A 10942-nucleotide genomic window follows, 5' to 3' on the forward strand; every position below is an offset into this window, starting at 1 on the left:
TCCACGCTCGGTACGAACAAAACAACGAGAACACTCTTGCTTCCGCCAGTGAGCCTTCCCTTAGCCCTCCCCGATTTCCTGCGCTTCCGCTCCACTCAGCGATCAATATAGATCGGCCGAAACGCGAGCGCAAGCGGCCACGTGGTTTTGAGTCCAGGGGTCTTCCGTGGTTTCCGGTCCTTCGCAACGCTCGGTGTAACGAGAAGGGCATTACCGTCTGCCATTTGCCCGAAGAGGCAGGGGCGAACGAGTTCCTCCGCTCCTGCAACGGCAAGGGAACCGGCTTACTGGCGCACGAGCAGGGCAAGGCGCGGGAAGGTGAATGTCCCCGCCACGTCGTCAATCACGTTTACCTGGCAAGTGTAGAGGCCGGGCTTGAGCGAGGCGGCGGGAACCGCGAGCTGCAGAATGGCGGCGCCGCGGTCCGCGGCGGTGACGCGCTTCACCTCAACCAGCGGCGTCTCGTATCGGCGGGTATTGCCGCTGAAGAAGGCGATGTTGCTAAGCACCCGCACGTCGCCCCCGGGGTTGCGGGCCGGATCGTAGACCTCGTAGTAGAAATAGAGTGGCTGAGTGGTCGCGACGACGTGGGTCACGCTCGGCATGAGTTCCGACCCGTCGCGAGCCAGCGGGTTCGTCGGGTCCGCGTGGACAGTCGGGGCAAGCTGGGTGCCAAAGACGACGGAGCTGACTTTTAGCGGACTCCGGCGAAGGTCGGGAACCGCGAGATCGGTCTCGAACGAACCGAAGGCGCCGCCTTCGTTTTCACGCACCACGACCTTGAAGCGATACTTCCCGGGCGGAAGGGTGAAGCCACTGCGGTATTGCACACTCTTCTTCCGCACGTCAGAGCCGCTCACGTGCAGGGTATCGCGGATACGGGCCACAGAGCGCTTCGCTTCATCGCGCACGATTCCGACGAGGTCGAGGGACGTGCGCTCCTGGTCACCGGAGCGCACCAGGGGCAGCGCCGATCCCGGCACCGCGATCGACAGGAGCACGTAGAAGCGGTTCTGCCCGGTGCGGAAGTGGGCCGACTGGACCCACACCGGGAAGTCCCTCGCCGACAGATCCGTCAGGAGCTGATCCTGGAGCTGGACCTCCCGGTCCTCGCGCCCAGCGTGCCGGAAGTCTCGGTCGGCGTAGTAGCCGGAGCGATGCTCCACCCGGAGCTCAGGCCGGTTGACTGTGACCCTCAGCCTCCGGAACTTGCCGTCCTTCATGGTGTTCGCGCTGGCGTAGCCGAGTACATAGTACGCGGAACTGTCCTGCACCACGCGCTCGTAGACACCTGCAAAATCATTCGTGTCGAAGAAGGTACGCCCACCGGTGTCGGCGGCCAGCGAAGCCAGCGTGTCCTGCGAGGCGAGCTGCTGGTCAAACTGCCGCGTCATGGCGCGCCCCGAGTAGACGTCGGTGCCGCTCGCGCTGGCCTGCCGCGCATCCCCGCCGGGCACGAGCGCATCGAGACCTCGGGCGTCGACAGGATACACGGACAGGTTCGCCTTCACGGCGCGATCGATCGCGGCGCGCAGCTCGACCTGGTTGTCGGCGCCGGCGCCAGAAACGCCGCTGCTGAAATAGATGACCGATTTCTTCTGAATCACCGGCGCCAGCGCCTTCGCGAGGTCTTCAATGGCGCGAAGCCTCCGGTCGATGTTGAACAGGTCCAGCTCGCTCGTGTCGGGCGCGAACGCGTCGGAGTCCGAGGCGATGTCGCTGGTCGGGTCCATCGCGGTATCGGCGGCATCGTTCGTCCCGCTGGCCCGATCGAGGGCATGCTTCAACGCGGTGCGGTCGCTGGTGAAGTCCTGCAGAACCTGCAAATGCGATCCGATCGTGGCCACGGCGACCAGGTCGGACGCGGTCATCCGCGCGTCCACGTAGGCCCGCGCCGAGGCCACCGACCGTTCGAGCTGCTCCGGTTCCATGCCGTTGGTGTCGAAGAGAAGGACCACCAGCCGGCGTCCGCCGAGAGCGCCGGGCTCGGTCGTGGCCGCGGCCGCCTGGGGTGCGGTCACCGACCCGGGGGCCGGCTTCAGCACAGGCGGCGCAGGTGTAGTCTCCTCCGGCTCGGGCGCGCGCTCGGTGGGCAGGTCGTCGAACTCGAAGGCCTCGATCGTCTGGGGCTTGCCGTCCTCCGTGATCGTGAAGTCTTCCCGCGTGAGGCCGCGTACCAGAGCCCCCGCCTTGTCGCGCACCACGACGGTCACCCGCACCAGGGCGACGCCCGACTCGAAGGTGGGAGCCTGCGCCGTCATGGGGGCGGCGGGCACGGCCAGAGCCACCACGAGCAGGGCCACCGTCGTCCGTGCGCCGCCCGCGGTCAGAATCGAAACCTCGTCTGAAGCTGTACGGACCGCATGGAGCCGGCCTGGACCACCTCACCGTACGTGGGCGAGTTCACCACCGTGTCGATCGCCAGCAAGGGTGGGGTGTTGAAGACATTGGTCGCCTGGACGCGAATCGAGAGCGTGCGGGGGCGGCCAAGGGCGATGTTCTTGATGAGGCTCATGTTCACCAGGTACGTGCTGGGGCCGATGATCGTGTTGCGACCCGCGTTGCCGAACGTCCCCGGGGGCGGCGCGACGAACGCTCCGGTGTTGAACCAGTCGGCGATGCTCGGGCTCGCGATGGGCACGCCTTCGCCGGTAACGTTCGCTCGCAGCGTGCCGTTGACGCCGCGGGCGACGTCGGTGAAGTCCCCGAGCACCCGCGCCGTGAACGGGGTGCCCGACTGGAAAGTGGCGGTGCCGCTCCAGACCCATCCGCCAATCACGCTCGCGAGCACTCCTTCTCGGAGCCACTTCCGCCCAGGCCCGATGGGTAGCTCCAGCAGCCAATCCGCGGAGAGGACGTGGCGACGATCAAAGCTCGACAGCCCGCGCTCCGCCGCGAGATCCTGGTCGTTCTGAGCCACAACCACCGCGCCGCCGCCGATCGAGGAGGCGTCGTCGATGGATCGGCCGAGGGTGTAGGTGAAGCCACCCCCGAAACCGTGAGTCATGCGCTTGCGGAGGCGCAGGGTCCCCGAGTGCATGATCGACTGCGCCCCGGAGGACTCCCAGATGAAGGGCGCCACGCCGGGGATCCGGAGCCCAACCGGGCCGCGATTGGGAGCGCGCTGCAGGTCAAGGTCGTAGCCGCGTGTCCCCGTGTAGCTCAGCCCGACGACGAGGTCAGGCCCGAATTGCCGCCGTACGTCGAGGTTCCAGATCGCGACCGCCGGCAGCTGGTAGTTCCTGTCGATCCCGAAGGAGTTGGAGGTCGCCGGCCCGGGCAAGGTCAGGGCGCCGCCGAGCAGGAGCGGTGAGCCAAGGGTCCCGAGGAGCGTGTTGCTCACGGCGAAGGGGGGCTGCCCGGCCATATGCTGGGCGATCCCGGCGTAGGCGCCGAGGCTGTAGTTGATTCCGAACCCGCTGCGCACCGTCAGGTCTGGTTTCGCCTTCCAGGCCACGCCGACCCGCGGCGCGACGTTGTTCCGGTCGCCGTTCACCAAGCTCGTCGGAAAAGCTCCGCTGAAGGCGCCCGCTTGGCCCGCGATGACGGGCACGGCCGCGGTAAAGCCGGGGGTCACGTCGAGGTTCACCAGGTGGTCGTGCTCCTCCCCCAACGGCGACACGTACTCGTAGCGGAGGCCGAGGTTCAGGGTCAGGTTGGTGCTCGGGCGCCAGTCATCCTGCAGGAACAGGTTCCATGCATTGCCGTGGAAGCCCACCCGGCCGGGACCGTATTGTACCGAGGCTTGCTGGGCGCGGCCGAGAAGGAAGTCGGCGACATCAGAACCGGTGCCGGGGATCGCGGATGCGCCCGCGAAGCCGGACGTGTACAGGCCGGTGAACACGAAACTGCCCCGCGCGTTGGTGTCGGTCTCGCTGTCGAGACGCTGGGTACGGAACCCGCCTCCGAAACGGACGTTGTGCTTGCCCCAGGAGCGAGTCGCGACGTCGCTCACGGTGAAGCGCTGGTCCAGGCGGAACGACGGGTTGCGGTCGCGGAGCCCGCTGAGAGTCGTGAAGGACAGGTTGGGCACGCCCCAGTCGAAGGGGTCCGGCGACGCGCCCAGGATCCCGGCCTGCCCGGCAACGTCGCGCACGCTCGCGAAGATGTTCTGTGCTTCCGACTGGTTCCGGTTGTAGTCGAAGCGAAGCTGGTGGAACACCTGGCCGGTTGGGAGCGCAAGCGACACGGGTACGTCCCAGCTCGAAGTGCGCGTCGACCCACCCAGGGTCGGAAAGCTGGGTGTATCCTCGGCCGTCGAACGCCGATAGGTCACGGCCACGGTGATGCTCGGCCGACGGCCGCCGCCCCCGCCGCGTCCGCCCTGGCGACGGGCGGGGCGCTCTTCCACCGTGGTGAGCGCGTGAGTGAAGCGCAACGTGATCTGGTCGGACGTGCTCGCGGTGGCCGTGACGTAGTGGTAGTTCTGGGTCAGGCCCGGCTGGTTCGGCAGGGGGAGGAAGCCCAGCAAAGCGCGGGCCGAGGGGTCGATGCGACTCGACGGGATCGTCTCGTCGGGGAAAGGCTCACCTGTCAAGGGATCGTAGAGGGCCCGGCCGAGAGCGGAGAAGTCGCCTTGGCGCTCCTCCTCCGTCGGCACCGTCGAGTAGGTGTCGTACGGGTTGCGGGTGTGGGAGCCCGTATAGTTGAGGGCGAAGGAGGTGCGGGAAGTGCCGTCGTAGAGGCCTGGGATCTTGACCGGACCGCCCAGCGTCGCTCCATACCGATTCTCGAAGTAGGCGGCTTTCTGTGTAGGCCGGCCATTCAGGGAGAATGGCCGGGCGTCGAAAGGCGAGCCCGCGCCGTTGTAGTAGACCGATCCCTGGAGCTTGTTGCTGCGGTTGAAGCCCCCGAAGCCCTCTCCTCGGAGGCCGCCTCCGCCGGGCCGGAAGCCGCCCGACCCGCCGCCCGGCGATGTCATGCCGTCGCCCGCCGCTCCTTCGAGCCCCCCCTGAGCCATGCGTCTGGCCAGGGCGTCGGTGTCTCCTCCTGTCTCCTCCAGTATTTGAAGGCGGGAGCCATAGAGGAGCGCGTCCACCGTCTGGACCTGCCCGCGGCCGCCGGCGAGAGCGACGGACTCCGTGGGGGCGTCGGCCGAGAAACCGGGAGGTAGCAACGGCTGCGAGGACGGATCGGTCGATTCGGCTACGCCCTCGCTCGTTGCATCCGCCGTCACGCTTAATCCTTGGAAGCGGCCTGTCCCCAGTGGAGCGCCCTCGGACCGACGCCGCCGGCCCGCCGGCCCGCTGGGCTCCCCCTCGGGGCGGGGTCCGGCCGAGGCCACCGCGGGCCCAGCTTGGGAAGCCGCGGGCTCGGCGGGCTCGGCGGCCCGGGACTGGAGGACCATTTCAAGGTCGACGGTCGCTTGGCAGGCTTCGGGCTCGAGCGTGACGTCGCGCCTGGCCGCGGCGAAGCCGCCGAGGCTCGCGCGCACGGTGTAGGTGCCCGGCGCCATGGGCCCAAGCACATAGGAGCCGTCGAGCCCCGAGGACGTCGCGACCGCTTCGGTCCGCTCCGCCAGCACGGCCGTGAGGGCCACTCCGGGCAAGGCCACTCCACCCGAAGCGATCCTCCCCCGAACCTCGCACCGAGGCTTCTCCGGCGTCCGGACTTGGGCTGATGCGGCCCCACTCCCCCACGGCGACGCCGTCGCAGAGAAGAAGATGGCGAGGAGAGCGACGAGACCGGTCCGCTCCGGGCGAGGCGGCGGGACGCTCCGGCCCAGGGTGTGCGTCCATGCGCGGCTCGCGAGCAGCAACCTCCTTCCGTTCGCGTTCCCTCCTCTGCGGGGTCGTTGGACCACTGAACGGGGCTCTGGATTGAATGCCGTGACGGCCACCGCCGCCCTCAAACGGACAAGAACCAACGATCTTCTCCTGGTTCGGGCAATTGGTGGAAATGCTCACACGAACAACGATCTTCCAGACGTCGTCGCGTAAACGCCCCAGTAGGTTGTTCTGCTACCACCCGCTCCGAAGATTGTCTTCTTGGGGCCGCGCCTGCCGCCGGAACCCCTTCCATGCTACTCCGGGGCCTAGAAGGCCTCCTGGAGGCCTACGTACACTCCACTCGACCCCCCCTTACCATGGCCATAGTCGATGCAGAAATTAGTCTTCGATCGCTTGTTGAGCATCAGCCGAAGGCCGGCCCCCGCGCCTGTCGCGAATGAGTCGAACAGCCTCTCGGCCGTCTCCCGATCACTCAGGGTCTCCGTGTTGAGAAAGGCCACCATCCCCAGCAAGCCGTTCTTCGTGATGGTCCAACGGTACTCTATCTCCCCGTAGAGCATGCGTTCGCCGCGAAACCGGCCCTGGGTGTACCCGCGTCCGGACCGCGCGTAGGTGTCGTCTCCCGTGGCTGGGAGGTCGAAGTAGGGGGCCAGGCCTCCCGTCACCAGATCGGCGAAGAACCAGAACGCCAACTTCTGGCGAGCGTCTTTCGTCAGCCGGACGTACGTCCGTAGGTCGGAGTGGGACAGCTGCCAGGTCGAGGCGCCACCGAGGAAGCCCCCGAGATACATCTCGTATCTGAGGTCCGCGTAGAAGCCCCGGCTCGGATTGATGGAGCTGTCGCGGCTATCGACGAGCGCGTTCACGCTGGCACCGGCCGAGGTCTGAGCTCTCAGGTTGAGTCCGAACTCGTTCGAGTACGTGAGGAACCCTGACTCGGGCATCGCAGCCGGGTTCTCTGGGTTCGGCGCGATGTGGCTGTAATTGCTGTAGCGGAACCCCACTCCCGCGAACAGGTTGGGTCGGACCTGCTTGTATACGGTCTCGTAAAGCCGCAAGTAGTCGTACTTCATGTTAAACGCCTGGCCCGGTGGCGAGTCCGTGCCAAGGCCATACGTGTTCTGGTTCGTCAAGTACCCGCGGGTGTCGCTCACGAGCCGCCACCGGTTGTCAGCGGTCAACACGTTGACCCTGGCGCTGGAGACCAACTGCCCATTCGTGGTGACCTTCAGGCTCGCCAAGAGCGAAGAGGGTCTCGTCGTCGCTGGGTCCCCGCGGAAGAAGGCGCTGCTGAGCCCGACACCAACCGATAGCCCGGTTGCGGGGTTGTAGCCTATGACAGGCGCGGCCGTAACCGCGGATTTCTTGGATTGCCCCGTCCCCGTCTCCAATTCTTCTCGAGGCGGCTTGTGGCGGAGCTGCCGGATGAGGTCAAAGACGTCCAAGATCGGCACCGCGTTCGGGTCGGGGGGCGCAACCTGCGCTCCAGCCGGGCCCGCGGACGTGGCGACCAGGGCGCACGCCAACAGCATCGCGCGGACGTGTGCACTCCCTCCCATGACTCGCTTGGACCGCGAAACGGCGCTTCTGGTTGAAGAAAGTGAAAGCCAAGCTGCAGTCCCGTTTCTGAGGCGCGGGATCGCACCCCCCACCCAGGCCCCGCCTTTCTTGGAGAGGGCCCAACGCCCGCCTGTTGTTAAGCCGCCGTTAAGCCGCCACCGGGAATTCTTGCTTCCCGCCCAGGTGGCGTTCTTTAGGCTGGACGGAGGCGTGCCCGAGAAGGAATTGGATCTGATCGAGGGCCCTGCCAGACAGCGGGCAGTGCCCCGTATCCTCCGGAAGGTCGCTGGAAGAGTCAGATGGAGAGGAGGGATGCCTGCTCAGCCACGATCCAGAGGATGCCCGTGGTGGAGAGTGTCTCCCCGACCACACTTCCCCCCCCGGCTGACCGCCGAAGATCCGGCCCTCGGTGCTCACTCCGGGCTGGAGCGCCCGGAGGGCCGCGGTCACCCAAGTCCGGAGGGACGGAACCGATCCAGCCCCCCTAGCCGTCGCTGTCCAGAAGGTTCGTCTCGGTCGATCGGCCCGGGCTCAGGGTCCCAACGCGCTGGCTGAGACGTTGGTGGCGGAAATGGAGTTCAGGTTCATACGGGACCACTCTGGCCTCGCCGTGAGACATTCGGGGCCCTGCTAATTGGGTTATGCTTAGTCTCAAGGAGGCAGCGGACTCATGCTTAGAGCTCTAGCCACCCTACTCACTTTCGGTCTCCTCAGTCTCCCGATCCTCGAGGCTGCTCCGTATCCGGAGCGCAGATTCTCTCAGGAACCACCTGATCCGTCCCAGGAGCAGGACCAGGGGCCTGGCTACGAAAACTTCACAGCCGAGCAGCTCGACAATCTTCTATCTCCCATCGCGCTCTATCCCGACCCGCTTCTGGCCCAGCTCTTTGTCGCGGCGACGTTTCCGGACCAGGTGGAGGAGGCTGCGCGCTACGTTCGCGCCAACAGCCAGAACGGCGTTGATGACCAGGACTGGGATGTCAGCGTGAGAGCCATCGCACACTATCCAACCGTAGTCGAAATGATGGCCGACCGGATCGACTGGACCACATCCGTTGGCCAAGCCTATGTGAACCAATCCACCGACGTCGCATCCTCCGTTCAGCATCTCCGTCATATGGCGCGCGGTGCAGGGAACCTGCAATCATCGCAGGAGGAGGAGGTTCTGGAACACGACAACTACATCGCGATCACTCCCTATCAGCCGCAATACATCTACGTCCCCTCTTACGATCCGGCCATCATCTACTATCGTCGGCCTGCCTGGGGGCCGGCCCTTACCTTCGGCATCGGCTTTCCCATTGGCGCCTGGCTGAATCTGGACTTCCGTTGGGGCTACGGCGGCGGGTGGGGGGGGGTCTATTACACCGGATGGCGCCGGGAAGGCTGGGGCAGGGATTGTTGGAATTGCGGGTGGATTAACCGGTCCCGTGGCCGCGTGAACGTCGTGAACAACGTCTATATCAACAACCGCTACAACAACATCACTGTAAACAGAAACGTCATCCATCGTGAGGTGAACCCGAACAACCTAGCTCGTTACAATGCTGTCCACCGCAACGTCAGTTACAGCAACGTTCAGGTGAACAACCAACGTGCTAGTCGCTCGAACAGCGGGAACATCGGGCGGACCCCGATTCGAGGGGGGAGTACGGGACCTGCCGTTCGGCCCAGCACCCAGGCCGGTGGCGGCAATCCCCCCGGAGCGCCGCACAAGATCATCGACCGCAACATTGACCGTAACAGTCCACGAATCGATCAGTACCGCGGCCGCGACACGACTCCTCCACACACGGCCAGCCAGCCTGCTCATCAGCAGCGGCCCGCGCCGACACCCGCCCCGCGTGCGGAGAGCCGTCCAATCGCCCCGCAGCCGGCGGCCCGCCGACCCCCTCCGCAGCCGCCGACCCGCCAGGCGCCTCCGCCACCGGTCTATCGGCCCGCCCCGCATGCCTTCAGCCCGAACGAAGGCAACTTCAACCCACGTGCCTCCAGCCAGCGTGGCCAAGCGAGCCGCCAAGCTCCTCCGGCACGGCCCGCTCCTCAGCCGAGAGCTCAGAGTAGACCCGCGCCTCCCCCGCGGGGTGGCGAAAAGAGGAAGCCTTGAAAAACCTCCTTGGCCAAGGGATCGAGACCAGAAAGGGGGATCCGCCAATGATCCATTTCCGGAAGAGGTTCGGACGTTTGGCGCCGGGGACGGCAGCAGTATTCCTTTCCGCCGGCCTGGTTGCCCTCGCCCCTATCGCCCACGCCCAGCCGCCATCACAGAGCACCTTCTCCTCCGCCGATGGCGCGTTGCAGGCTCTCGTTGCTGGCGCCACAGCCAAGGACCGCGAGGCCCTCGCAAAACTCTTCGGCCCAGACTATGCCCAGCTTCTCTCCGGCGACGACGTCGAGGACGCACGGCACCTGGACGAGTTTGCCATTGCCGTCAGCGAATCCGCGCGCCTCGAGAAAAACGGCGATTCCAGGTACACCGTCACAGTGGGCAAAGACAATTGGCCCACTGCCATTCCCATCGTGCAAAAGGACGGAAAGTGGCTATTCGACACAAAGGCGGGTCTCGAGGAGGTTCTCAACCGCCGCATCGGTGAGAATGAGCTCTCCGCCATTGCCACCTGCCGCGCCTACGCGGTGGCCCAATGGGAGTACTACACCGAAGGGGATTGGGACCACGCGGGCGTCGCCGAATACGCGCAGAAGATCATCAGTTCGCCCGGTGCGCACGATGGACTCTACTGGGAGACGTCCGAGGATGACGCACCCAGCCCCCTTGGAAAGCTAATTGCCGGTGCCCAGGCAGAAGGCTATGGCCCCAAGGCGCCTAGTGGCGACGCCGTGGGCAAAGCAGCCGGTACCCAGGAAGCCCCTGCAATCGATCATGCGCCCTATCATGGCTACTACTTCAAGATCCTCACTCGTCAGGGCCCGCATGCGCCTGGTGGCCGATACAGTTACGTTATCAACGGCAATATGATCGCCGGGTACGCGCTCGTCGCGTATCCAGACAAATGGGACAACTCCGGGGTGATGACGCTCATCATCAACCAACAAGGCCGCGTCTACGAGAAGAATCTCGGCCCGAGCACCGCAAAGGTGGCCTCCGCCATGACGGAGTACGACCCGGACCCGACCTGGAAACTGGTTGAGGTGCAACCGTAGGAAAAGCAGTCACGTCGTTGGCCCGGAGACCTGCTCGGCTGAGTTGGGCTGCGGCAAGGGGCCCCCAGACCGCCTCTCGGCTCGTTTCCGAGGCCGCTGCGCCGCTGGAACGCCTTGCCGAGCATCGCATCCCGTGAGTGATGCCCCGGAGAGCGGGCAGCGGAAGCCGGGTAGCACCTCCTCCCCGTCAAGAGTGCCGTCCGGGTCGACCTCACGGACATCGGTTAGCGAGCGGTAACGGACGGCGCGGGCCGCCCGCGGATCGATGACCCACTGCGGCCGTCACGCGGTAAACGAAGGAGATCCTCGTCGGTCACGCCGTGGGTGCTGGCCACGCCATTAGGCATACGCCTCGGAGCGCTTGACCGAACGCGACGCCCGGCAGCCGGTTGCGACCAGCAGAGGCTGCCCAAGGCTATCGGACCTGCCTCGGCGTCGGTTAGTGGTACCGTGGCATCCTGACTCGCCCACATGACGGGCGCTACGGCCAG

Annotated in this window: 5 protein-coding genes; 2 read left to right on the top strand and 3 right to left on the bottom strand. The window is 65.9% G+C overall.

Features of this window, described 5'->3' with window-relative positions; genetic code table 11:
* Positions 1-284: 284 nt before the first annotated feature.
* The 3 genes from VN461_10665 to VN461_10675 form a co-directional block, all read right to left on the bottom strand.
* Entirely contained in the window at positions 285-2303 is a 2019-nt protein-coding gene (locus VN461_10665) for a VWA domain-containing protein (GenBank protein HXB55237.1), read from the bottom strand.
* A 23-nt stretch (positions 2304-2326) separates the two neighbouring features.
* Positions 2327-5839, bottom strand: coding sequence for a TonB-dependent receptor (locus VN461_10670; protein HXB55238.1), 3513 nt, complete (start codon positions 5837-5839; stop codon positions 2327-2329).
* 195 nt (positions 5840-6034) lie between these two features.
* Positions 6035-6970 carry a BamA/TamA family outer membrane protein gene (locus VN461_10675; protein HXB55239.1) on the bottom strand — a complete coding sequence of 312 codons (936 nt, stop codon included), beginning with the start codon at positions 6968-6970 and terminating at the stop codon, positions 6035-6037.
* Positions 6971-7959: 989 nt separating this feature from the next.
* On the opposite strand from VN461_10675, the gene VN461_10680 reads away from it, so the two are divergent.
* A complete protein-coding gene (locus tag VN461_10680) occupies positions 7960-9396 on the top strand; it encodes a DUF3300 domain-containing protein (protein HXB55240.1) in 1437 nt (478 codons plus the stop codon).
* On the top strand, positions 9393-10451 hold the full coding sequence (locus tag VN461_10685) for a DUF2950 domain-containing protein (GenBank protein HXB55241.1): 1059 nt from the start codon (positions 9393-9395) through the stop codon (positions 10449-10451). The genes VN461_10680 and VN461_10685 overlap by 4 nt, the downstream gene beginning before the upstream one ends.
* Positions 10452-10942: the final 491 nt, after the last annotated feature.

The organism is Vicinamibacteria bacterium, from assembly GCA_035570235.1.
Lineage (GTDB): Bacteria > Acidobacteriota > Vicinamibacteria > Fen-336 > Fen-336 > DATMML01.

Coding starts and splice junctions, on each gene's coding strand:
- VN461_10680 (HXB55240.1), top strand. CDS start 7,960: ATGCTTAGAGCTCTAGCCACCCTACTCACTTTCGGTCTCCTCAGTCTC.